We start from the raw sequence: 23,505 nt of genomic DNA on the forward strand, positions 1-23,505 counted from the left end.
ATCATTTCGTGACAAACGTGCGAAACGCGCAGCCCGTCCAAGGTAGGATTTCAGATAATTCCGCCAGGCCCAAAGACAAGGCTGCCGCGCAACAAATGCGCAACCGCAGGTGTAGCAAACCGCTGGAAATGCCGAAACAGCACTTCACGCCCGGGAGCGCATGCAGGCCTTGGGCCGCCAGAACCCGCGCAACGCAAAAGCGCCGCCCGTCAGGGCGGCGCCGGGCCCAACGGGCCAAGGTATTCTGTGAATGCCGCGAGGCCGGGCGGGAGCCGCCCCGCGCTTGCCTGCCGCGTCAGCTGCCGCGCTTGTTCAAGTGCTTGGCCAGGGCTCCGGCGTTCTTGGCGCGCTTGCCTTTATAGGGGTTCTTGTCGCCCTGCCCGCGCATGTACAGGCGGATCGGCGTGCCGGGCATATCGAAGTCTTCACGCAGCCCGTTGACCAGATAGCGGGTATAGCTTTCCGGCAGCTTATCGGGATGCGAGCACATCACCACAAACCCCGGCGGGCGGCTTTTGGCCTGGGTCATGTAGCGCAGCTTGATACGCTTGCCCTGAGGCGCAGGCGGCGGGTGCTGTTCCAGCATGCCAACCAGCCAGCGGTTCAGCGCCGCAGTGGGGACACGCCGGTTCCAGGTGCCATAGGCGCGCATGATCGCCTCATGCAGCCGGTCCAGTCCTTTGCCGGTCTTGGCAGACACCGTGACCAGCGGCGCGCCGCGCAGCTGCGGCAGCAGGCGGCCAAAAGCCTCCTTGAGGTCTCGCAGCTTTTCCTGCTTGTGCTCTTCAGCGTCCCATTTGTTGACCGCCACCACAACCGCGCGCCCCTCGCGCTCGGCCAGGTCGGCAATCCGCAGGTCCTGCTGTTCAAACGGGATGCTGGCATCCAGCAGCACCACCACAACCTCGGCGAATTTCACCGCGCGCAGGCCGTCAGAGACAGAGAGCTTTTCCAGCTTCTCCTGCACCTTGGCCTTCTTGCGCATGCCGGCGGTGTCGAACACCCGCATCGGCACATCTTTCCAGTTGATCTTGAGCGAGATCGCATCGCGGGTGATCCCGGCCTCGGGGCCGGTCAGCAGCCGCTCCTCGCCCAGAATCTTGTTGATCAGCGTGGATTTTCCCGCGTTCGGGCGGCCCACCACGGCGACCTGCAGGGGCTTGGCGTCGGTCGGAACCGGAATGACTTCTTCCTCGTCCTCGCCAATCTCTTCATAAACCTCGACGTCGGTGTCCGGGGAATGGTCTTCGGCCTCGGCTTCGAATTTTTCGGCCAGCGGCTGCAGGATTCCGTAGAGGTCCGGCATCCCCTCGCCATGCTCGCCCGACAGCCGCAGCGGCTCGCCCAGACCCAGGCCATAAGCCTCCAGCACGCCAGCTTCAGCGGCGTTGCCCTCGGCTTTGTTGGCGGCCAGGATCACATGCGCGGACTTTCGGCGCAGGATGTCGGCAAAGATCTCATCCGTCGGGGTCACCCCGGTGCGCGCGTCGATCATGAACAGGCAAATGTCGGCCATATCCACCGCCCGTTCTGTCAGGCGGCGCATGCGGCCTTCCAGCGAGTTGTCGGTGGCATCTTCAAGACCAGCGGTGTCGATCACCGTGAACCGCAGATCCCCCAGCCGCGCCTCGCCCTCGCGCAGGTCGCGCGTCACGCCCGGCTGGTCGTCGACCAGGGCCAGCTTCTTGCCCACAAGGCGGTTGAACAGGGTGGACTTGCCCACATTGGGACGGCCCACGATGGCGAGGGTAAAGGACATCAGACCAGCTTTCTGCGATTCAGACGCGGCTCATAGCGCATCTGCGCGGCTTCCGCCACCCGGAAACACGGATCAGCGGTAGGCCAGCAATTCACCGTTGGAGGAAACCACATAGAGCGTGCACCCCGCAACCACCGGCGCGGTGGTGGCGCCGCCCGGCACCTCCGCCGTGCGGGTCAGGCTGCCGTTAACAGGATTGAAGAACCGCAGCAGCCCGTCGTTGGAGGCCAGCACAATCTGCCCGCCTGCCAGCACCGGGCCATGATGCACATAGATCTTGCCGCGCTTGCCCGGCTTGTCCTTCACAAAGCCCGGCAGGTCCACGGCCCAGATCACCTCGCCCGTGCCCGCATCCAGGCGCAGCAGCTGGTTCAGGTCGCTGACCTGGAACAGGCTGCCGCCCGCAGGCCAGGCGGGGCCGGAGGCGCCTTCGCGCGCGGTCCACAGCCGGTCGCCGGTTGCCAGGTCGATGGCAACGGTGCGGCCCGAGTTGTTGCCCGCGTACAGCCGCTTGCCCGCAACCACCGGCGCGCCGGTCACATCGCTGATCCGCGACAGGGTCTGGCCCGTGCGCTGGCCGGCCACCGAGGCGCTCCAGCGGCGCAGGCCGCCGCGGCGGAAGGTGGCAATCAGATCACCGGAGCCAAAGGCAAAGATCGCGAGGTCATTGGTGACCACGGGGGCCGGCGCGCCCAGGATGTTGGCGGCCGAGGGCGAGGCCTCGATCTGCCAGGCAATGCGGCCATCCTTGGTATTGACCGCCCAGCCGGTGTCATCGCCAGCAACCAGATAGACCAGCCCGCCGCTGACCCGCGGCTGGCCGGAGCCGGTGGCCCCCAGTTCCTGCCGCCAGACCAGGCTGCCGTCTGAGGCGTTCAGCGCCGTCAGCACCCCGAAGCCAGAGGAGACATACAGCACGCCATTGTCATAGGCCAATCCGCCGCCTGTTGCCTGGCCTTCGTCATCCGCCGCCGGGATCAGTTCGCTTTGCCACAGCACCTGGCCCTGCGGCGACACCGCGGACACCCGCGCACCGCTGTCCAGAGTGTAGATGCGTCCGCCGCCGGCAACCGGCGTTGCGGTGATGCGCTGGCGGCGGCTGTCACCCTCACCGATCGAGGCAGACCAGATGCGCTGCGGCGCGGCAGAAAGCGCCGGATGCGCGGTGCGGCCCGCCTCGGCGCCATGTCCCTGGGCCCACTCCGCGTTAGCAACCTGTCCGGGCAGGGAAATGGGACGTGCCTGGTTCACCACCTCCACGGCAGCATCGGGACGGATATCCTCGCGCTCGCCGCGCAGGATAATCTCCTCCTCGCCGCAGGCGGCCAGAACGGCCATGGCTGCTGTTGTGCACAGAAGACCCCGTACCCGGGAGAAAGTCTTGGTTATTGTCATTGCCCTGCCCTGTATGCCGTAGTCTTCCGCAAGTTCCCATCCGCGGAGCGCCTTACCCCTCTGGCGCAGCGTCCCCCTCCAGGGAGCCGCCGAGCGCCACAATCACCTGAGACGCGCGGTCTTTCAAGTCTCCGCTTACCCCGGCATCAGCCGCAATCTCCCGCAGCCGGGCAATAGCGGCCTCGTTGTTGCCTTCCTCGATGTCCAGCAGCGCCAGCTGCTCGGACGCCAGCAGCGCCAGCGGCGCACCGGGCTGGGCCAGGGCTTCATACTGCAGGCGGCGGTCCGCGGCGCTCAGGCTGTCCGCCTGCAGCGACAGCGCCTTGAAGCTGGCGATATGGCGGTAGATCAGCGGCAGCTCGCCGTTCACGGCGACGGCTTCCAGCCGGGCCACTGCCTCGGCGGACTTGCCCGACTCGGCCAGCGCGCCGGCTTCCAGCATCTTGACGACAGCTGTCCCGCCAGCGCCTTCAGCGGTCACCGCCGCCAGCGCCGCGGCCTGATCATCGCTGCCCTCGGTTTCCAGCGCCGCAGTGATCCGGTCGCCCAGATCCTCTGCCGCCGCGCGCTCCTGCGCCTTGTTGTATTCGCGGAACGCCGCGCCGCCGACGATCAGCGCCACAGCCACGCCGCCGATCCAGCCATAGCGCTTCAGCATCAGGAAAAGCCGGTCACGGCGGACCTCTTCGGTCACCTCGTCGATAAAGCTGTCGGTATCGCTCATGAAAAGCCCCTGATATGCGCGGCCCGGGCCTGCGCCCCGGCCGGTATTGAATGCGTCGCGCCCCTCTTAACCCGGCTCAAACGCCAAGCCAAGTGGCCCGTTTGCATCAGAAACATCCGCATTGGCGCCGGAAAAGCAAGAAATGTGAACTAAACCACTTAGTTTAGAATGGACATATCCTATATCAGGTCTATCACATACGCGCGACTCTCCTTGTACTCAGCCCTGCCGCCGGCGGCCCAGGAGCACAGCGCACAGGGAGCTGACAGGAATAAGGAAAGGCCCGACATGCGTATCATTCCGATGCTGACCGCAGTGGTGGTGACAGCCAGCCTCTATATGGTGGTCATTCAGCGTGACGAACTGATGGCCTTTGCCCGCGGCGAGGATGCCCCAGACGCAGCCCAAAGCGAAACGGAAGCTGCTGAAGGCCAAGATGCAGCCCAAGCCGAAGACACGCGCGTCGGGGTCGTGGCCCTGCAAAGCAAGGCGCGCACCATCGGCAACGCAGTAATCCTGCGCGGCCAGACCCAGGCAATCCGCCAGGTGGAGGTGCGGGCCGAGACCACCTCAACCGTGATTTCCGAACCGCTGCGCAAGGGCGCCCACGTTGAGCAGGGCGATGTGCTGTGCCAGCTGGACCCGGGCACCCGCGATGCCGCGCTGCAAGAAGCGCAGGCACGGCTGAAGGAAGCCCAGATCAATCTCACCGCCGCCTCCAAACTGTCTGAAGGCGGCTATGCCTCGGAGACCCGGCTGGCCGCCTCCGAAGCCGCGGAGCGCACTGCCATTGCCGCGGTTGCCGCCGCGGAAAAGGAAATGGAGCGGCTGACGATCAAAGCCCCGTTCGCGGGCCTGCTGGAAAGCGACACTGCGGAACTTGGCAGCCTGCTGCAGCCCGGCAGCCTGTGCGGCACCGTGATCCAGCTCGATACCATCAAGCTGGTAGGCTATGTGCCGGAGGCAGAGGTCAACAAGGTGGAACTGGGCGCAACCGCAGGTGCAGAGCTGTCCACCGGCCAGACGGTTCAGGGCAAGGTTACCTTCCTCAGCCGCTCCGCCGACCCTACCACCCGCACCTTTGAGGTCGAGATTACGGTGCCGAACCAGGACCTCAGCATCCGCGACGGCCAGACCGCAGACATCGCGATTTCCTCGGCCGGTTCCTTGGCGCACAAGCTGCCGCAATCGGCGCTGACGCTGAACAACGAGGGCCAGCTGGGCGTTCGCGTTGTCGGATCCGACAGCACCGTGGTATTCTACCCCGTGCAGCTTCTGCGGGATGAGGCCGACGGCGTCTGGCTCGGCGGCCTGCCCGAAACCGCCGACGTGATTGTCGTGGGACAGGACTTTGTGACCGAAGGCGTCGCCGTGGCGGCCACCTACCGGGAGACTGAACAGTGATTGGCATCGTCGATTGGGCCGCCGGCCGCGCCCGGATGGTCCTCGCCTTCATCGCTATCTCGCTGCTTGTCGGCGGCTTCGCTTATTCAATGCTGCCCAAAGAGGGCGAGCCGGATATCGAAATCCCGGCCCTGTTCATCTCAGTCCCCTTCCCCGGCATCTCTGCCGAGGACGCAGAATCCCTGATGGTCAAGGTGATGGAGACCGAGCTTGCCGATCTCGACGGGCTCGATAAGATGACCTCCACCGCCGCCGAAGGCTATGCCGGGGTAGCGCTGGAGTTTGAATTCGGCTGGGACAAGACCGCCATCATGGCCGACGTGCGCGACGCCATGGACAAGGCGGAGGCAGAGTTCCCGGAAGGCGCCGAGAAATACTCGATCACCGAGATCAACTTCTCCGAATTCCCGATCGTCATCGTGAACCTGACCGGCGCCGTGCCGGAACGGACGATGGCGCGAATTGCCAAGGACTTGCAGGACGACCTTGAGGCGCTGGATGCAGTGCTGGAGGCAGGCATTGCAGGCAACCGCGACGAGATGGTCGAGGTGCTGATCGACCCGCTTCGGCTGGAGGCCTACAACGTCACCGCGCTGGAGCTGATCAATGTGGTGCAGAACAACAACCAGCTGATCGCGGCGGGTGAGGTCGAGACCAGCCAGGGCGCGTTCTCGGTTAAGATCCCCTCCTCCTTCGACGACGTGAAGGACATCTATCAGCTGCCGGTCAAAACCAACGGCGACCGCGTGGTCACCTTGGGTGAGCTGGCGCAGATCAACTTCACCTTCGAGGACCGCGAGGGCACCGCCCGCTTCAACGGCGAGGACACGGTGGCCCTGCAGGTGGTCAAGCGCAAAGGGTACAACCTGATCGACACCGTCAATCTGGTGAAGACGACCCTGGAAAAATCCAAATCCAAATGGCCGCCGGAACTGCGCGCAGCGGTCCAGGTCGGCACCTCCAACGACCAGAGCCGCGTTGTCGGCTCCATGGTCAGCCAGCTGGAAGGCTCGGTCCTGACCGCCATCGCGCTGGTGATGATCGTGGTGCTGTCGGCGCTTGGCAGCCGCGCGGCGCTCTTGGTCGGCTTTGCGATCCCGACGTCGTTCCTGCTGTGTTTCGCGCTGCTTGCGCTGATGGGCATCTCGATCTCCAACATCGTGATGTTCGGCCTGATCCTTGCCGTGGGGATGCTGGTCGATGGCGCCATCGTGGTGGTGGAATACGCCGACAAGCGCATCAAGGAAGGCACCGGCCCGATGCACGCCTATGTCGAGGCGGCGCAGCGGATGTTTTGGCCCATTGTGTCCTCTACCGCGACCACGCTCTGCGCCTTCCTGCCGATGCTGTTCTGGCCCGGCGTGCCGGGTGAGTTCATGGGCATGCTTCCGGTCACCCTGATCTTCGTGCTGTCGGCCTCGCTGGTGGTGGCGCTGATCTACCTGCCCGTGATGGGCGGTGTCACCGGCCGTATCAGCCGCACGTTCGAGGGCGCTTCCCACGGCCTGCGGATGATCGCACCCTGGTGGCTGCGCGCGGCTCTGGTGCCGGTCTCCATGTGGGGCATGTTTGCAGGCGCGATGCAGATGCTGAACCCCTCCTACCTGCTGGGAGAGGGAACTGGCCCGATGGCGGGTGTGCTGTTCGGCGGGCTGGTCTTTACGCTCGCAGCCTTTGCCGCCTCGATCACCCTCAGCTCGGTCAAGGTGGAGCGCGAGGAAACAGAGGTCGCTCCCGGCTACCACCACACCCCGTTCGGCCATGTGATCAAGTTCATCGCCGGCAACCCGGTGATGCCCATCGTGACGGTCGCCGCCGTGGGTTTCGCGATCATGACCGTGTTCTCGATGTTCAGCGAAAACAACTATGGCGTTGAATTCTTCGTCGACTCGGAGCCGGAACAGGCCACCGCCTATGTCCGCGCCCGCGGCAACATCTCGCTGCACGAAAAGGACGAGATGGTGCGCGCCGCCGAGGAGGTCATTCTGGATCACCATGCGGTGATCAATGTGTTCTCCTTTGCCGGCGACGGCGGCCTGAACACTGACAGCTCCGGGGCACAACTGCCGCCGGACACTATCGGCCAGGTGCAGTTCGAGATCATCCCGTGGGAGGAACGCCCCACCGAAACGGAGCCCCTGAACGGCTGGTTCGGCGCTCTGCTGAGCAAATACCTCGGCTTTGAAAAGGAAATCATCGCCGAAGAATATGACGGCAACACCGTGATCGACCAGTTGAACGCCCAGCTGGCCAAGCTGCCCGGTTTCGAGGTCGAGGTGCGCGCCCTGGCACAGGGTCCTGCCTCCGGCAAGCCGGTGCATCTGCGCCTGCGCGGCGACGGCTGGGAAGACTTGACCAGCGCCACCCTGGCCGCACGGGAGCAGTTCGAGAACACCCCCGGCCTGATCCTGATCGAAGACAGCCTGCCCCTGCCCGGCATCGACTGGCAGATCAATGTGGATGTCGAAAAGGCCGGCCGCTACGGCGCCGATGTGGCGACCGTGGGCGCGATGGTGCAGCTGGTCACCCGCGGCATCCTGCTGGACACCATGCGGGTCGACAGCTCCGACGAGGAGATCGAGATCCGCGTCCGCCTGCCGGAACAGGACCGGGTGCTGTCGACGCTGGACAACCTCAAGGTCCGCACTTCCGACGGGCTGGTGCCGCTCTCGAACTTCGTAACCCGCCAGCCGGTGCCGAAACTGGCGCAGATCAACCGCATCGGCCAGGAACGGTTCTATGACGTCAAGGCGGATGTGGAAGCCGGTCTGAACAAGGTCATCCTTGAGGATCCGGACACCGGTGAAATGACCCGCCTGGCCCTGCTGAAGGAAGTGCCTGAGGGCACGGCTGCCAACGGCGACAGCCTCACTGCCCCGAACGGCCGGCTGATGGAACTGGTGACGCTCACTGGCGCAGACAGCTTTGACGCGGTGCTGGACGCCTTGGACAACGGCGCCAAGATCAGCCCGGTGAACCCGAACGAGCGGATTGCGGTCATCACCGAATGGCTGGAGACCGAGCCGCTGCCGCGCAGCATTGCCTGGGAATGGACCGGCGACCAGGAGGAGCAGGAGGAATCCGGTGCCTTCCTGTCCAAGGCCTTTGCCGGCGCGCTGGCGCTGATGTTCGTGATCCTGCTGGCGCAGTTCAACAGCTTCTACAACTCTGTGCTGGTGCTCTTGGCGGTGGTACTGTCCACCACCGGCGTGCTGATCGGCATGATGGTGATGCAGCAGCCGTTCTCGATCATCATGACCGGCACCGGCATCGTGGCGCTGGCGGGAATTGTTGTGAACAACAACATCGTTCTGATCGACACCTATCAGGAGTTCAGCCAGCAGATGCCGCGGCTTGAGGCAATCATCCGCACCGCCGAGGCACGTATCCGCCCGGTGCTGCTGACCACCATCACCACGATGGCGGGCCTCACTCCGATGATGTTCGGGGTCAGCCTCGACTTCATCAACGGCGGCTACTCAATCGACAGCCCCACCGCGCTGTGGTGGAAACAGCTGGCAACTGCTGTTGTCTTCGGACTTGGCATTGCCACCGTGCTGACCCTGGTGGTGACCCCGTCGCTGCTGGCGATCCGGGTATGGTTCTCCACCTATATGCACATGCTGGGCCGGGCGCTGTCGCGCCTCACCCGCGGCCGTTCCAGCCGCATCGCGCAGGATTCGCGCCTGTTCAAAAAGGCCCGCGCCCTGCCGAGCACGGAAATCCTGTGGGAGGGTGACGAGACCGCCGCCCCGGCAGAACCGGAGCCTCAGGCAGAAGACGACGATGAGCCCTCGCCGCCCTCTGAAGGCAGGCTGCGCGCCGCCGAGTAATCAGCGCCCCGCCAATTGGCGGGGCATTTTTCATTTCAGCCCTCAACTCTGCCTCAAGCCGGCGCCCGCATAGCACCGGAACACGCACCGCTTGCCGGCTGCTTGCTGTCGCAGCCATGTTTTTTCCCGAAAATTGCGCCTACCCGGGAAAAACCTGCGCCGCCTTCAAGCTCGCGAACATCCACCGGCAACCTTCTGAAAAACTTGAGTATTTCAGAAAGGCCCAGGCCATCGGCCACAATAATAAATGACTCCCGCTCATACCTTTGCAACGGTTTGCGGCAGCAGGCGCCACTGGATGACGCAAACGCAGCATCCAAAAATTCCACGTGATTTCAAAGGTTTTCAGGCCAATGCAAACGTTCACAGTTTGTTAGCCCCTGCGTGCAACGGAGCGTCAGGAGCCCAAGTACCGCCGCTCCGCATTGTCTTACTGGTTGGGAAAGAGAAGAATGTCACTACGCTCGCAAATTCTGGCGCTGATCATAATCCCGCTTCTTGCATTGGCCGGTGTTGGCGGCCTCAAGGCGCTGTCGGATTGGAACCGCTTTCAGGACGCGCAACTGACTGAGGCTGAGACACGGGAATCCGTGGCTTTGATGAAAGTCATTCACGATCTGCAGGTCGAACGCGGCCTGTCTGCCGTCTTTTTGTCCTCCGGCGGCACCGGGGCCTCCCGCGCTCTGAAGGAGGCCCGGGCCAAATCCGACAACGCCATCCAGCAGGTGCCAGCGGGCGCTGCCGCCGCTTTGAAACATCTGGACGGGCTGGCCGCCCTGCGTGACGCCGTGACCGGCCGCCAGCTCCAACCGGGCCAGATGGGCGCGCGCTACTCGGAAACTATTGCCAATCTCCTGCGCGGCGTCAGCATCCGGCTGCTGCACCCCAAGAATGCCGAACTGGCGCAGCTTGGGACCGGGCTGGTGAGCCTCGCCTATGCCAAGGAAGCCGCAGGCCAGCAGCGCGCTGCCGGGGCCTCCGGTTTCGGACAGGGCAGTTTTTCTCTGGAAACCTACCGCTGGTTCATCCGCACAGGCGCGGTTGAGGGCCAGCTTCTGGACATCGCCGCGCTGGCCTTCGGCCAAAGCCTTCCGGCGCTGGAGCTGCGCGCAGGCCTGGCCCCCAGCGGGCTGCCCGGCATCCGCGAGCAGGTTCTGACCGCAGGCCCCGGCGCCCCGGCCCCGGAGGTTGCCGTCACAGACTGGTTTGAGCGGGCCACGCGCTGGGTCAGTTCCCTGCGGACGGCAGAAACCACCGTCACCGGCGCGATGATGGCCCGCGCGCAGCAGGAGGCGTCGCAGGCCCGCCGGGCGCTGATCGGGACCGTGGCAGCGGTGGCGCTTGCCCTGATCCTCAGCGCTTTGACCGGGCTGCGCCTGATCCTCTCCTTCACCCGGCAGTTCGGCAGCCTGCAGGCGGACCTGGACCGGCTGGCGCGTAAGGAGTTCGACTTTGAACCGGCCCATCTGAACGACCGGACCGAAGCCGGCGGCCTGAGCCGTGCGATGGAAAAAACCCGTGCCGCCCTGGCCGAGGCCGAGGACCGGCTCGCCTCCATCGAGGCCAGCCGCATCGCCGACCGCGGCGCGGTTGTGGGCAAGCTGGATGACCATCTCGCCCGCCTGTCCAACCGCGATCTGGACTGCACCATCGAGGAGGCCTTCCCGGAAGAGTACGAAGAGCTGAGGCAAAGCTTCAACTCCACCGTTGCCACGCTGAAGGAAACCATCCAACAGGTGATCGCGGCAACCGGCAGCATCCACAATGGCGCGACCGAAATCAGCACCGCCTCGGACGATCTGTCCAACCGCACCGAAAGCCAGGCTGCCACGCTGGAACAGACCGCCGCAGCCCTGGAACAGCTGACGGCTTCGGTGAAATCTTCCGCCGATGGTGCGCGCAACGTCGAAGTGACAATGCAGGAAGCACGCCAGGAAGCCGAAGATAGCGGCCAGGTGGTGCAGCGCGCGGTTTCGGCGATGACTGAGATCGAGCAATCCTCGCTCAGGATCGCACAGATCATCTCGGTGATCGACGACATCGCCTTTCAGACCAATCTGCTGGCGCTGAACGCCGGGGTCGAGGCCGCGCGGGCGGGTGAGGCCGGCAAGGGCTTTGCCGTTGTCGCCTCAGAGGTGCGGGCGCTGGCACAACGGTCTGCCGATGCTGCCACCGAGATCAAAACCCTGATCGGCGACAGCTCCAAGCATGTAAAACAGGGCGTCGACCTGGTCGGTGAAACCGGGGACGCGCTGACCAGCATCGTCAGCCGGGTCAACACCATCTCGGAACTTGTCACCAACATCGCGGAGGGCGCCGCCGAACAGTCCACCGGCCTCAGCGAGATCAATACCGGTGTCAGCCAGCTGGATCAGGTCACCCAGCAGAACGCGGCCATGGTCGAGGAAGCCACCGCCGCAGGCCACATGCTGCACACGGATGCAAGTAAGCTGGCAGAGCTGATGGGGCAGTTCAAACTCAATGGCGCGGCAGGCGCCGTCATCCGCAAGGCTCCCACCGCCGAAGCACCTGCCGCCCCCAGCGCACATGGCGGGGAGCTCGAATTCGGCTCCGCAGTGCCGATGCCGGCCAAAGCAGCAAATGCCGCCTGGAGCGATTTCTGAAACCAAGCTGCAAAACACACACGAAGGCCGGTCCAAGGACCGGCCTTTCTCGTTGACTGCTCAAACGCGCTATGCCCGTGCTCAGGCCGCGTCCTGATCCGCCTGCTGGCGCTGCCACAGCCGGGCATAGCGGCCGTCTTTGGCCAGCAGTTCCTCATGGGTGCCGGTCTCGGCAATCTCGCCCTTCTCCAGAACCACGATCCTGTCGGCCTCGGCAATGGTCGACAGCCGGTGGGCAATCGTCAGCACCGTGCGCCCCTGCCCGGCGCGCGCCAGCGCCTCTTTGATCTCCTGCTCAGTGTCGGTATCCAGCGCGGAAGTCGCCTCATCCAGCAGCAGCACCGGCGGGTTTTTCAGAAGCGTCCGGGCAATCCCCACGCGCTGCTTTTCACCGCCCGACAGTTTCAGCCCGCGCTCACCCACTTGGGTGTCGTACCCTTCTGGCAGCGCCGTGATAAAGTCATGAATCTGCGCATCGCGGGCCGCCTGCTCCACCTCCTCCTGGGTGGCCCCGTCGCGGCCATAGGCAATGTTGTAGCGGATCGTGTCATTGAACAGCACGGTGTCCTGCGGCACCACGCCGATCGCCTGATGCAGGCTCTTCTGGGTCACGTCGCGCACATCCTGCCCGTCGATCTTGAGCGCCCCGCCGGTCACGTCATAGAACCGGAACAGCAGCCGCCCGATGGTTGATTTGCCCGACCCGGTGGAGCCGACAATGGCCACGGTCTGGCCCGGCTCCGCCTGCAGCGAGATCCCTTTCAGGATTTCCCGCCCGGCATCATAGGAAAACCGCACGTCTTCCAGCGTGATCCGCCCGCCATTGACCTTCAGCTCGCCGGCTCCGGGCCGGTCGCTTACATCGGCGGGCTGTTCCAGCAGGTCGAACATCTCGCCCATGTCCACCAGGCTCTGGCGGATTTCGCGATAGACAGTGCCCAGGAAATTCAGCGGCACGGTGATCTGGATCATATAGGCGTTGACCATGACAAAATCGCCGACCGTCAGCCTGCCCTGTTCCACCCCGATGGCCGCCATCACCATAACGCCAATGAGGCCCGCAGTGATGATCACACTTTGTCCGAAGTTCAGCGCTGCCAAAGAGTAGGCCGTTTTCAAGGCCGCCTGCGCATAGCCCCGCATCGCCCCGTCATACCGGGCCGCCTCGCGCTCTTCAGCGACGAAATACTTCACCGTTTCGAAATTCAGCAGGCTGTCGATCGCCTTTTGATTTGCATCGGTGTCCTGCTTGTTCATCTCACGGCGCAGTTTCACCCGCCACTCAGTGACCGCAAAGGTGAACCAGACATAAAGCCCGATGGTGCCGGCCACCACGGCCAGATACCAGGCGTCAAACAGCACCGTCAGGATTATGGCCACCAGGGTCAGCTCGAGGATCAGCGGCCCGATGGAAAACAGCATGAAGCGCAAGAGGAACTCGACCCCCTTCACCCCGCGCTCGATGATCCGGCTGAGGCCCCCGGTCTTGCGGGTGATGTGATAGCGCATCGACAGGCGGTGGATATGGGTAAAGGTCTCCAGCGCCAGGCGGCGCAGCGCCCGCTGGCCCACCGGCGCAAACACCGCATCACGGAGCTGCTGGAAGCCGGTGGTCAGGATCCGCGACACGCCATAAGCCACGGTGAGGCCGACCGCCCCCAGTGCCAGTGGCGGCACGCCCTCGCCCGCTAGGCTGTCCACGGCGCCCTTGTACAGCATCGGCGTATAGACCGCGATCAGCTTGGCCAGAACCAGCACCGCCAGCGCCAGAACCACCCGTACTTTCACTGCACGGTTTCCTTTCGGCCACAGATACGGCCCCACCTTCCGCAGGGTGCGCAGTCCGGAGCGGCGCTCTTCTTTGGCGATGTCTGCTTGGGACGGCACGGCCGCCTGGTCTGTCTGGGTCATGGCGTTTCCTGGCTAGACCGCTTCAGATATTCACCTGTTCACGGATTTGCGAGGGGCAGGCAGAAAAAACGCGCCGCAAGGGCGCGTTTTCCCAGGTTTACTCGGGGATGGTAAAGACCTGCCCCGGATAGATGAGGTCCGGATTGCGGATCGCGCCCTTGTTTGCCTCGAACACCCGCACATACAGAAACCCGCTCCCGAATTTCTCTTGCGAGATCGCCCAGAGCGTGTCGCCCTTCTGCACCGTCACCGAGCGCACCAGCGGCACAGGCTGATCCGGCGCGGCATCGCCCGCGGGCTGAGGCAGCGCACCGGGCGCTTCGCGCTTGAAGGGGGTTTCCAGGCGGCTCACAACCTTGCCGCTGCCCGGCTCGATTTCATCGACGCGCAGCGTGTAGAGACCAGGCGGCACGTTTTCAAGCTCACCATTCCAGCGGCCGTCCTCAGCTGCGTCAATCTCGGCAACCTGCGCATTGTCGACATAGACCCGCACCCGCGATTTCGGCCGGGCCCGGCCCGAAAGCTGCACGGCACCGGCGCCGTTATAGCTGATGGCATCCAGCGCCACCTCGTCGCTCAGTTCCGGGTCGGCCGGGACCGCGGGCTGCACTACTTCAATCCCGTCCTGCCCGGCCCGCAGCACCGCAACGGCCTGGCCCTGAGGCTGCGGCGCGGCAGGATCAGCAGCAACCGCCGGAGTCGGCGCTGCCGGTGCGGGGGATGCAGTGCCCTGCTGGCCGCCGGTTGCCGGTATGCTCCCGGCCTCCCCGGCTCCATCGGCTGCGGCGCCGGCGTCATCCGGCTCTGCCCCTGCCGCGGGCGCAGCGGGCTGCGCTGTCTCTGCTCCGGCCGCCGGGTCCAGCAGTGCAAACTGGTCCGCGGCGGCGGGCGCGGCTGCTGCCGTCTCTGCCGGTGCGCTGGTGCCTTCGCCGGAAGCTGTTCCGGCGGCCAGCGGGGTGACCGGCGCCAGAATGAAGGTGTCGCCCGATGCACTCTGCTGGCCGCCGTACTCTGCCAGCAGCGACACCACCTGCGCATCGGAACTTGGCGCAATGGTGGTGAGAGAGACAAATTCGCCGCCTGCCGGCACTTCCACCTGCTCCAGCACCTCGCCATCCAGCAGCACGGAGACCCGGACCCCCTCCTGCGCCCGCCCGGCAATCACCACCGCGCCGTCGCGGTCCACCCGCACCAGATCCAGCTCCGGTGCTTGCAGGACAAACAGGTCTTCCTTGCTCTCGTCTGCCGCCTGCGCCGCCTCTGCTGCCGGATCAGAAGGCGCAGCCAGGGCAATCTCCTCACTCTCTGCAGGGCCTTCAACGGGCGAGGTTTCCGTTTTAGCACCGGCAGTTACCGGTGCGTCCTCAGCCGCCGCCGGGGTGTCTGCTTGCGGGGACTCCGCTGCGTCCTCTGCCGCAGGCTCGTCTGAAACCGCTGCACTTTCAGGCGCTTTCTGATCCGGCTCAGCCCCGGCAGCAGCGCTCTCAGGCTCCGCTTCAACCGGCGCGTTTGCTGCACGGTTCTGGAGCGGCTGGCCGGACTCCTCGCCGTCGCCCTGGAAGGCGGCGCTATCTGCCGCTTGCTGCCCGCCAGGCTGCCCGTTTGCGGCCTCGCCACCCGTCTGGCCAGTGCCGAATACTCCCAGCTGGAACAGCACCACTCCGCCCAGCACCACGGCCACGCCGGCAACAGCGCCAAGTGTGAGAGCCCCCAGACCCCCGCTTCCAGATGCATCCGCCATGTCTTTCCCTTCGACGTTTGCGGAATGTTCCCTTCCGCTTAGTTGAGCAAACCTACCAATCCCGCTATCACGGGTCAAAACACCAATTGCTTTGCACCTTGAAATTCCACGGAAAGGCTGGCCGATGAGCATCAAATCCGTTTGTGTGTATTGCGGATCACGCGCAGGCGCGCAGCCCGCCTATGCAGAGGCCGCCCGCGCACTGGGTGCCGGGCTTGCCAGTAACGGCATGCGCCTGGTCTATGGCGCCGGCGATGTCGGGCTGATGGGCGAAGTTGCCCGCGCGGCCCAGCAGGCCGGCGGCGAAACCTTCGGGGTGATCCCCAGCCACCTGGAGCGGCGCGAGGTCGGCAAATCGGATCTCACCACATATGTGGTGACGGAGACCATGCATGAGCGCAAGAAGGTGATGCTGTGGAACGCAGACGCGGTCATAGTGCTGCCCGGCGGCGCTGGTTCGCTGGATGAGCTGTTCGAGGCGCTCACCTGGCGCCAGCTTGGCCTGCATTCCAAGCCGATCGTGATCCTGAATACTGCGGGTTACTGGGACAAGCTGCGCGCCCTGCTGGAGCAGGTGATCGGCGAGGGGTTCGCCGGGCCCGACCTGGCAGATTACCTGATCTGGGCCGACACCCCGGTGGCCGCCATTGCCGCCCTGCGCGACGCGCGCTCCTGACGCAACGCCGAGAAAGAGAACACCGCAACCGCGCTCCAGATCAGCGCAAAGGCGGCGCCATGCCAGGGGGTGAAGGGCTCAGCGAACAGCAGGACCGCCACCAGGAACTGCAGCGTCGGGTTCAGGTACTGCAGCACGCCCACAGTGCCCAGCCGCACCCGCTTGGCGGCATAGCTGAACAGGATCAGCGGCAGCCCTGTCAGGATACCGGAAAACGCCAGCATGGCCGCATCTGCCGGACTGCCCAGGAACCCAGCGCCCCCGGTCAGCCAGATGACTGTCAGCGCCACCGGCAGGATCAGCAGAACCTCAGCGGTGACCGAAACCACCGGCCCCAGTGAAAGCCGTTTCTTGGCAACGCCATAGAGCGCGAAGCTCACACTCAGCACCAGCGGTATCAGCGGCGCGGCGCCCAGCCCGAAGGACAGCACCGCCACCGCGGCCCCGGCCAGCAAAACGGCCAGCAGCTGCGCCCGGGCCAGCCGTTCTCCAAACACCAGCCGCCCCAGCAGCACGCTCAGTAAAGGAAAGATGTAATAGCCCAGGCTCGCCTCAGTCGCGTGGCCGGTCTGGACGGAGGAAATGAAAACAAACCAATTGAGCGAGATCATCGCGGTGGCAAATGCCAGCAGCAGCGCGCTGCGCCCGTCAGCGAAGGCCGCCCGCAAGGTGCTGATCCGCCCCTGTACCAGCAGCACGCCCGCAAAGAACAGGAACGACCATAGCACCCGGTGCGACAGCACCTGCTCCGGCGGCACATGCGACAGCGCCTTGTAGTAGATCCCCGACAGCCCCCAGACTACGCAGGCCGAGATCATCGCCAAGACGCCCAGATGTGTTTCCCGCATGATTTGCCCCTGCCCTTGCATCTGCTGACAGACACCGGACAGGGGCAAGGGTCAAGGGTCAAGGGTCAAGCCCCGGGCCTCAGACCTTAGGCGTTCTCAAGCGCCTGTTTCACCATATCCTCGATCTTGCTGGTCTCGTGGTTGGTCAGGTTTTTTGCGACCTCGCCAACCACGCAATCGGCGACTTCCTTGTGCAGGTTCTTGCGCAGCTCGCCCAGCACTTCAGGGGCTGCCACCAGAACCAGACGCTCAAACTCGCCCTTGTGCGCCATCTTGTACAACCGGTCCGCCAAGTCAGAGGCAAACCGTTCCTTGGCCAGCTGGTGCCAGTCGGTGTCATCCACTGCCGAGCGGTGCACACTGGGGCCGTCGTTGAACCGCCCCGGCCGGTTGGCCGATTGCTCGCGGTCAGAGGGGTTTTCCTGTTCGTCCTTGCGCCGCACCTTCAGGTTCGGGTTTTGCGCGTCTGTGGTGTTTTCGAGGAACAGCGCTTTTTCGCTGTCTGCAACCAGCACCCAGGTGCCCTGCGTCAAAAAGGTCATGGTGTCACTCCTGCTCCTTGGATTTTGTTACGCGGGTGCTGCCGGCCGGGCGCTCCTTGGCCCGCTTCAGCTCGTCTTCAGAGGCGATGTCGCGCTGCAACCCGCCACCGGTCCGGCCTTGCTGCGAGACGCTCCCCTTAGCACCGGGGATCTCCTCTGTCTCGCGGTGTCCGTCTTTGGATCGTTTGCGTTCAGCCATGGAAACCTCCTTGAAATGCGCGTGTAGCGGATCAACGTGCAGCGAGGGGCATAGTTCCTGAAAATGCCATGAAAAAGCCCGCACAGCAATGCTGCGCGGGCGGAATGCTTGCGGTCCGGCGCCAACTGCGGCGCCGGGCTCCGGTTCTGACGTCTTAACCCAGGCGGGAGGCGACGTTTTCCCAGTTCACCAGGTTGTCCAGGAAGTTGGTCAGGTAGGCCGGGCGCTTGTTGCGGAAATCAATGTAGTAGGAATGCTCCCACACGTCACAGCCCAGCAGCGCGGTCTGATCGAAACACAGCGGGTTGACGCCGTTTTCGGTCTTGGTCACAGCCAGCGAGCCGTCCGCCTTTTTGACCAGCCAGGCCCAGCCGGAGCCGAACTGGCCGGCGCCTGCGGCAGAGAATTCTTCCTTGAACTTGTCAACCGAGCCAAAGCTTTCGGTCAGTGCCTTCTCCAGCTCACCCGGCATCTTGTTTTCGCCCGGACCCATCATTTCCCAGAACTGGTTGTGGTTCCACAGCTGGGAGATGTTGTTGAAGATGCCGTTCTGGGCCACCGCGTTAGCGTCGTAGGTGCCCTTGATGATCTCTTCCAGCGACTTGCCTTCCCACTCGGTGCCGGCGATCAGCTTGTTGCCGTTGTCAACATAGGCCTTGTGGTGCAGGTCATGGTGGTATTCCAGGGTTTCTGCCGACATGCCTTTGGCGGCCAGCGCGTCATGTGCATAAGGAAGATCGGGAAGTTCAAAAGCCATTTTGGGCCCCCTGTCAAAATTGTTTGCGTTCCTGCGCAGATACATGCGGTGCGGCGGGTTGCAGGTCAAGAGGCCAAGGCACGAAATCCGTGCAAGCCGTGCGTGCACCCGCGGGGCGGAAGCAGCCCGGCCGAAGACCTGCGGCCCGGTCCGGCATCAGCCGCTGCGGGGACCCGCTGCCGCCGCCGCCTCAGCCGCCAGTCCGCTCGCCGTCCGGCGGCGCTTGCCAGCCTTCCGGTTCGGGCCTGCGCCGCCTAGTCCTGCTTGACCTTGCACTTGCCGCGTCCGCGCGGCGCGTTGGCGAAGCCGGTGATCACACCCCGGATCGACAGGGTGTTTTTCTGCATGTTGAACACGGCGGAATACAGCCCGTCCACCTTGGTGCGGGCGTTGCTGACCGGGATGTCATTCACCCGCCACGACAGGTCATAAGCCATTTCGTTCCGTTGCACGACCTTTGCGGCCAGCGGTTCACCGACAAGCTGGTCGATGTAGCCGTCATAGATCTTTGCGGTTTTGCTGCTGTCGTCCCACAGCACCAGAACCCGTGGCGCAATCCAGCCGTTGTTTGTAAAAACCTTGATATCGCAGTCATAAACAGTCTCAGCAGAGACTGGTTGGCCAAGAAAATTCGCAGCCGCAATACAGCCTGCCAGAGCAATACGTTTCATGCACCTAAGTCCTAAAATCAGTTTCCGGAAACGGAATGCAACCTGCCAATGCAAAACGCAACCACCCTCTCGCGAAGGTTGGTTGCAATGATTGAAAAGAAGGCAAACTTGCTACAGCCCCGGTGCTGCCATGCGGCCCCGGCAGCGCGCACGCCTGGCTACTGCAGATAGGCCTGATACTGCGCCAGCTGCGACAGCGTTTCCAGCCGCTCGCAGCTGCCGGAGCCGCGCGGCAGCAGCATCCCCTCTTCAAGGCGGATGGATTGGATGCTCATTTTCAGGTTGGCCGTGTTCAGCACCGCCCGGAAGCGCGGCTCCGCCTCGCCGCTCTCCATCAGCACCGCAAGCCCTGGCAACGACCAGCTGAGCGCGTAGGAGGTGCGGCTGCGCCTGACCACCTTGGCCGGAACAGAGACGCCAAACGCGGCGTCGGTGATCTGCGCCGCGGTGAAATCATCGGAAAACTCGATGGCAATCCTGCTGGGCACCCAGGTGTCGCCGGAAATAGGTTCCAGGTTGCAGCGGAAACTGGAGCCCGCTGCGGCAGCCGCGCCGGCGAGCGTAAAAAATAGTGCAACACAGCCGCAATTCAGCAGACCCATCAGCCGCCCCCGAAACATCTTCACACAGCTGCTTCCCATGACCGGTAACCAGCTGAAAAATAGAACAATTTCAATCCCTGCAAAGGAACCGTTCGGAGGCATCTGCTCTAAAAAAGGCGGTGCCCCGGAACATCTCCAGGGCACCGTAATTGACGCGGGGTGGCGTCACAAGCAAAAAGCGAGTGATAATTTTAATAAACACCCACTTTACTTTGCGGATGGGCCGCTGCGCTCAGCAGTTTGAACACATACTCGCCAACCGAGCGGAAGCAGACGATATAAAAGCTGCCGTCCTCGTTCAGCCAGAAGGCGCCAGCCACCTGTGCCAGCCGCGAGCGGCGGAACTGGCCGGGCGTGAAGGCCGCGGCGTCGAAGTCCACCGGGCTCACCTTACCCAGAACCTCGCGCGCGCCCTCGCCCGAGAGGCGGAAGAAGGCACGGGCGTCGGAGACGTTCACCGCCAGCGCGTGCTCGCCCTTCAGCGCCCCGGCCACTTCCGCTGTCTTGGCAACGGCGTCCTCATAGGGCACCAGCAGCAGCAGCTCGTCCGGGGACATCCAGGCCGCCGCGCCGTTTTCGGCAATGCTGACAGTCCCTTGGGCCGGAACCTCGGCGCCGGTGGCGGCTTTGACAGCCGCCTTCAGTGCCGATGAGCCCAGATCGCCGCGCAGGGTGATCATCCCCTGCAGACCGGCATCCTCGACCTTGGCCAGCCCGGAATACCGGGCGCCGTTCAGTACGGAAACAGCCTTAGACATTCTGCTTCTCTCCATCCTTGTCGTAGAAGACCGCATCGACGATCTTGGCTTTATAGGTCTTGCCGTCAGTGCCCGGGAACTCGATCACTTCGCCCATCCGTTTGGGACCATGCTTGACCAGGCCCATGGCGATGCCGCGGCCCAGGGTTGCGGAGTGATAGGTCGACGTCACCCGGCCGATCATGTTGCGCTGGCCGTTGGCGTTGACGCCCTCGCCCACCGCATAGGCGCCGTCCGGCAGCACCGAGCCATCGACGGTTTCCAGGCCGACCAGCTGCCAGCGGTCCGGATCCGCCATGTGCGAGCGCTGCTGCGCACGCTTGCCCAGGTAGTCTTCCTTCTTCTTCGACAGCGCCCAATGCAGACCCAGATCCTGAGGGATCACAGTGCCATCGGTCTCGTCGCCGATCATGATGAAGCCCTTCTCGGCCCGCAGGATGTGCAGGGTCTCGGTGCCATAAGGCATGACGCCGAATTCCTTGCCAGCCTCCATCAGCGCATCCCAGAATGCCTGGCCTTCAGAGGCCGCAACCGCGATCTCAAAAGACAGCTCGCCGGAGAAGGAGATCCGGAAGGCGCGGGCATCAAAGCCGCCGATCTGGCCGTCACGCCATTCCATGAACGGCAGCGCCTCTTTGGAGACATCCATGCCGCCGCCCGCTTGCGCGTTCAGCTTCTCCAGCACCTTGCGGGCGTTGGGGCCGACCACGGCGATCTGGGCGTACTGCTCCGTCACGTTGGCAACGTAGACTTTCCAGTCCCACCATTCGGTCTGCAGCCATTCTTCCATGTGGCCATGGATGCTTTCGGCACCGCCGGTGGTGGTGTGGCACAGCCAGGTGTCTTCGTCGATGCGGGCAACCACACCGTCGTCGATCAGGAAGCCGTTCTCCGAGCACATCAGGCCATAGCGGCATTTGCCGACCTTCAGCGTGGACATCATGTTGGTGTACAGCATGTCCAGGAACTTGCCGGCGTCGGGGCCTTTGACGATCAGCTTGCCGAGGGTCGAGGCGTCCAGCAGGCCGAGGTTCTCGCGGGTGTTCTTCACCTCTCGGTTCACCGCGGCATGACGGTCCTCGCCCGGGCGGGTGATCGCAAACGGGCGGCGCCACTGGCCAACCGGTTCCCAATCCGCGCCGTTCTTGTCCATCCAGTCGTAGATCGGCGTCTTGCGCACCGGCTGGAAGATCTCGGCCCGGGCCTCGCCAGCGATCGCACCCAGCGAGATCGGGTGGTACGGCGGACGGAAGGTGGTGGTGCCCACCTGCGGGATTTCCGAGTTCAGGCTGTCGGCCAGAATGGCCAGGCCGTTGATGTTGGACAGTTTGCCTTGGTCGGTGGCCATGCCCAGCGTGGTGTAGCGCTTGGTGTGCTCGACGCTTTCGTAGCCTTCGCGCGCAGCCAGCTGCACGTCGGAGACTTTCACGTCGTTCTGATAGTCCAGCCAGGACTTCATGCGCAGCTTGATGTCTGCCTTTGCGGGCATCAGCCACACCGCTTCCATCTGCGCTTCCGCCTCGGACTCGCCCTTGGCAGCCGTCACGGATTTCGCCGGGAAGCCCGCCGCCTCAGCTGCCTTGGCACCAGCCGCTGCCGCGTCTTCCAGCAGCGCGCCCAGGCCGAACTCGCCGTTCGCGGCACCGGCCGGAACCACAAAGCCCTGACCGTTGTCGCCCAGCGGCGGACGGGAGGCATCGGGGCGGAAGTTGGCGTTTTTCTCGTCCCAGATCAGCTTGCCGCCGCAGTGGGACCACAGGTGCACCACCGGCGACCAGCCGCCGGACATGGCAACCGCGTCTGCTTCGACTTCCTCGCGGGCTCCGCCTTCGCCGTTCTGGGCGCAGATGGAGACCTGGGTCACGCATTTGCCGTCCTTCACCTTGGCGATGGCACGGCCCAGCTCGACCCGGATGCCCTTCTCGCGCACGGCTTCCATCAGTTCGCCGCCACCGGTTTCGCGGGTGTCAACCACACGGACCACTTCGACGCCCGCATCATGCAGCACCAGCGCGGTGCGGTAGGCGTCGTCGTTGTTGGTGGCAACCACGACCTTCTGGCCCGGGTTGATGCCCCAGTTCACCACATAGTCGCGCATCGAGGCCGCCAGCATCACGCCCGGCACATCGTTGCCGGCAAAGGACAGCGGACGCTCGATGGCACCGGTTGCGGTGACGATCTGGGAGGCACGGATCCGCCACAGACGATGGCGCGGGCCGCCCTGGCCCGGCGCGTGGTCGGTCAGGCGCTCGTAGCCCAGGGCATAGCCGTGGTCATAGACGCCGGAGCCCATGCAGCGGTCGCGCAAGGTGACATTGTCCATTCCGCGCAGCTCAGCCAGGGTCTTTTCGATCCAGGCCTCGGGCGCTTCGCCGTCAATGGTGCCGCCGTCGACCGGCGCACGGCCGCCCCAGAAGTTGTTCTGCTCCAGAACCAGAACCTTGGCGCCCGACGCCGCAGCCGCCTTGGCTGCCTGCAGGCCGGCAACGCCGCCGCCGATGACCAGCACATCCGCAAAGAAGTAGAAGTGCTCGTAGGTGTCGGCGTCCTTCAGCTCCTTGTCGGGCGCGGCGCCCAGACCGGCGGACTTGCGGATGATCGGCTCATAGACGTGCTTCCACAGCGGACGCGGGTGGATGAACATCTTGTAGTAGAAGCCGGCAGTCAGGAAACGCGACAGCTTGTTATTCACCGACAGAACGTCGAACTCCAGGCTCGGCCAGTGGTTCTGCGACTGCGCGGTCAGGCCCGAGAACAGCTCGGTGGTGGTGGCGCGCTGGTTCGGCTCATACCGGTCGCCCACACCCAGCTGCATCAGCGCATTGGGCTCTTCCGAGCCGGAAGCGACAACGCCGCGCGGGCGGTGGTACTTGAACGAGCGGCCCATCATCACCTGGCCGTTGGCCAGCAGGGCGGATGCGAGCGTATCGCCGGCAAAGCCCTTCATGCGCTTGCCGTTGAAGGTGAAGTCGATCTGTTTGGAGCGGTCGATCAGCCGGCCGTGCTTGGCAAGACGCGTGCTCATGGGCGCAGACCTTTCAAAAGAAAAGCGGGTGTTTCA

General features: G+C 64.2%; 18 protein-coding genes. 4 read left to right on the plus strand and 14 right to left on the minus strand.

Going from position 1 to position 23,505, the window contains the following annotated elements:
* Nucleotides 1–295: 295 nt before the first annotated feature.
* From der to CAER_RS0124830, 3 genes are all read right to left on the minus strand, one after another.
* The gene (gene der, locus CAER_RS0124820; RefSeq protein WP_027237892.1) at nt 296–1,759 is read right to left on the minus strand and encodes a ribosome biogenesis GTPase Der; all 1,464 of its coding nucleotides are present in this window, start codon (nt 1,757–1,759) and stop codon (nt 296–298) included.
* Nucleotides 1,760–1,831: 72 nt separating this feature from the next.
* A complete protein-coding gene (locus CAER_RS0124825) occupies nt 1,832–3,154 on the minus strand; it encodes a PQQ-like beta-propeller repeat protein (protein ID WP_027237893.1) in 1,323 nt (440 codons plus the stop codon).
* A 52-nt stretch (nt 3,155–3,206) separates the two neighbouring features.
* Nucleotides 3,207–3,878, minus strand: coding sequence for a hypothetical protein (locus CAER_RS0124830; RefSeq protein WP_027237894.1), 672 nt, complete (start codon nt 3,876–3,878; stop codon nt 3,207–3,209).
* Between the two features lie 288 nt (nt 3,879–4,166).
* Between CAER_RS0124830 and CAER_RS0124835 the strand changes: the two genes are divergently transcribed.
* Entirely contained in the window at nt 4,167–5,282 is a 1,116-nt protein-coding gene (locus CAER_RS0124835; protein WP_027237895.1) for an efflux RND transporter periplasmic adaptor subunit, read from the plus strand.
* Nucleotides 5,279–9,115, plus strand: coding sequence for an efflux RND transporter permease subunit (locus tag CAER_RS0124840; RefSeq protein WP_027237896.1), 3,837 nt, complete (start codon nt 5,279–5,281; stop codon nt 9,113–9,115). Before CAER_RS0124835 ends, CAER_RS0124840 begins: the two co-directional genes overlap by 4 nt.
* 53 nt (nt 9,116–9,168) lie before the next feature.
* On the opposite strand, the gene CAER_RS29925 is transcribed toward CAER_RS0124840, so the two are convergent.
* Nucleotides 9,169–9,444, minus strand: a complete 276-nt coding sequence (locus tag CAER_RS29925; protein WP_154667859.1) for a hypothetical protein — start codon at nt 9,442–9,444, stop codon at nt 9,169–9,171.
* A gap of 123 nt (nt 9,445–9,567) precedes the next feature.
* Here CAER_RS29925 and CAER_RS0124850 point away from each other — a divergent pair, with 123 nt between their 5' ends.
* Nucleotides 9,568–11,739, plus strand: coding sequence for a methyl-accepting chemotaxis protein (locus CAER_RS0124850; RefSeq protein ID WP_027237897.1), 2,172 nt, complete (start codon nt 9,568–9,570; stop codon nt 11,737–11,739).
* An 81-nt stretch (nt 11,740–11,820) separates the two neighbouring features.
* Here the strand turns inward: CAER_RS0124850 and CAER_RS0124855 are convergent, their stop codons facing one another.
* A complete protein-coding gene (locus CAER_RS0124855; protein ID WP_051357885.1) occupies nt 11,821–13,650 on the minus strand; it encodes an ABCB family ABC transporter ATP-binding protein/permease in 1,830 nt (609 codons plus the stop codon).
* A gap of 97 nt (nt 13,651–13,747) precedes the next feature.
* Complete coding sequence (locus CAER_RS29000) at nt 13,748–15,391, minus strand: LysM peptidoglycan-binding domain-containing protein (RefSeq protein ID WP_167332335.1); 1,644 nt, start codon at nt 15,389–15,391, stop codon at nt 13,748–13,750.
* Between the two features lie 124 nt (nt 15,392–15,515).
* On the opposite strand from CAER_RS29000, the gene CAER_RS0124865 reads away from it, so the two are divergent.
* Complete coding sequence (locus CAER_RS0124865) at nt 15,516–16,067, plus strand: LOG family protein (RefSeq protein WP_027237900.1); 552 nt, start codon at nt 15,516–15,518, stop codon at nt 16,065–16,067.
* Here the strand turns inward: CAER_RS0124865 and rarD are convergent.
* The 8 genes from rarD to CAER_RS0124905 all read right to left on the minus strand — a co-directional run bounded on the left by rarD (nt 16,004) and on the right by CAER_RS0124905 (nt 23,469).
* On the minus strand, nt 16,004–16,915 hold the full coding sequence (rarD, locus tag CAER_RS0124870; protein ID WP_027237901.1) for an EamA family transporter RarD: 912 nt from the start codon (nt 16,913–16,915) through the stop codon (nt 16,004–16,006). The genes CAER_RS0124865 and rarD overlap by 64 nt on opposite strands.
* A gap of 86 nt (nt 16,916–17,001) precedes the next feature.
* Nucleotides 17,002–17,457, minus strand: a complete 456-nt coding sequence (locus CAER_RS0124875) for a host attachment family protein (protein ID WP_027237902.1) — start codon at nt 17,455–17,457, stop codon at nt 17,002–17,004.
* A gap of 4 nt (nt 17,458–17,461) precedes the next feature.
* Nucleotides 17,462–17,656 (minus strand): hypothetical protein, encoded by a 195-nt coding sequence (locus CAER_RS0124880; protein ID WP_027237903.1) that lies wholly within the window; start codon nt 17,654–17,656, stop codon nt 17,462–17,464.
* Between the two features lie 154 nt (nt 17,657–17,810).
* Nucleotides 17,811–18,413 (minus strand): superoxide dismutase, encoded by a 603-nt coding sequence (locus CAER_RS0124885; protein ID WP_008557774.1) that lies wholly within the window; start codon nt 18,411–18,413, stop codon nt 17,811–17,813.
* Nucleotides 18,414–18,667: 254 nt separating this feature from the next.
* Complete coding sequence (locus CAER_RS0124890; RefSeq protein WP_027237904.1) at nt 18,668–19,084, minus strand: hypothetical protein; 417 nt, start codon at nt 19,082–19,084, stop codon at nt 18,668–18,670.
* Between the two features lie 158 nt (nt 19,085–19,242).
* Nucleotides 19,243–19,704 (minus strand): hypothetical protein, encoded by a 462-nt coding sequence (locus CAER_RS0124895; protein WP_245597431.1) that lies wholly within the window; start codon nt 19,702–19,704, stop codon nt 19,243–19,245.
* 173 nt (nt 19,705–19,877) lie between these two features.
* Nucleotides 19,878–20,444 carry a sarcosine oxidase subunit gamma gene (locus CAER_RS0124900; RefSeq protein ID WP_027237906.1) on the minus strand — a complete coding sequence of 189 codons (567 nt, stop codon included), beginning with the start codon at nt 20,442–20,444 and terminating at the stop codon, nt 19,878–19,880.
* A complete protein-coding gene (locus tag CAER_RS0124905) occupies nt 20,437–23,469 on the minus strand; it encodes a sarcosine oxidase subunit alpha family protein (protein ID WP_027237907.1) in 3,033 nt (1,010 codons plus the stop codon). The genes CAER_RS0124900 and CAER_RS0124905 overlap by 8 nt, the downstream gene beginning before the upstream one ends.
* Nucleotides 23,470–23,505: the final 36 nt, after the last annotated feature.

It is taken from the genome of Leisingera caerulea DSM 24564 (assembly GCF_000473325.1).
Classification (GTDB): domain Bacteria; phylum Pseudomonadota; class Alphaproteobacteria; order Rhodobacterales; family Rhodobacteraceae; genus Leisingera; species Leisingera caerulea.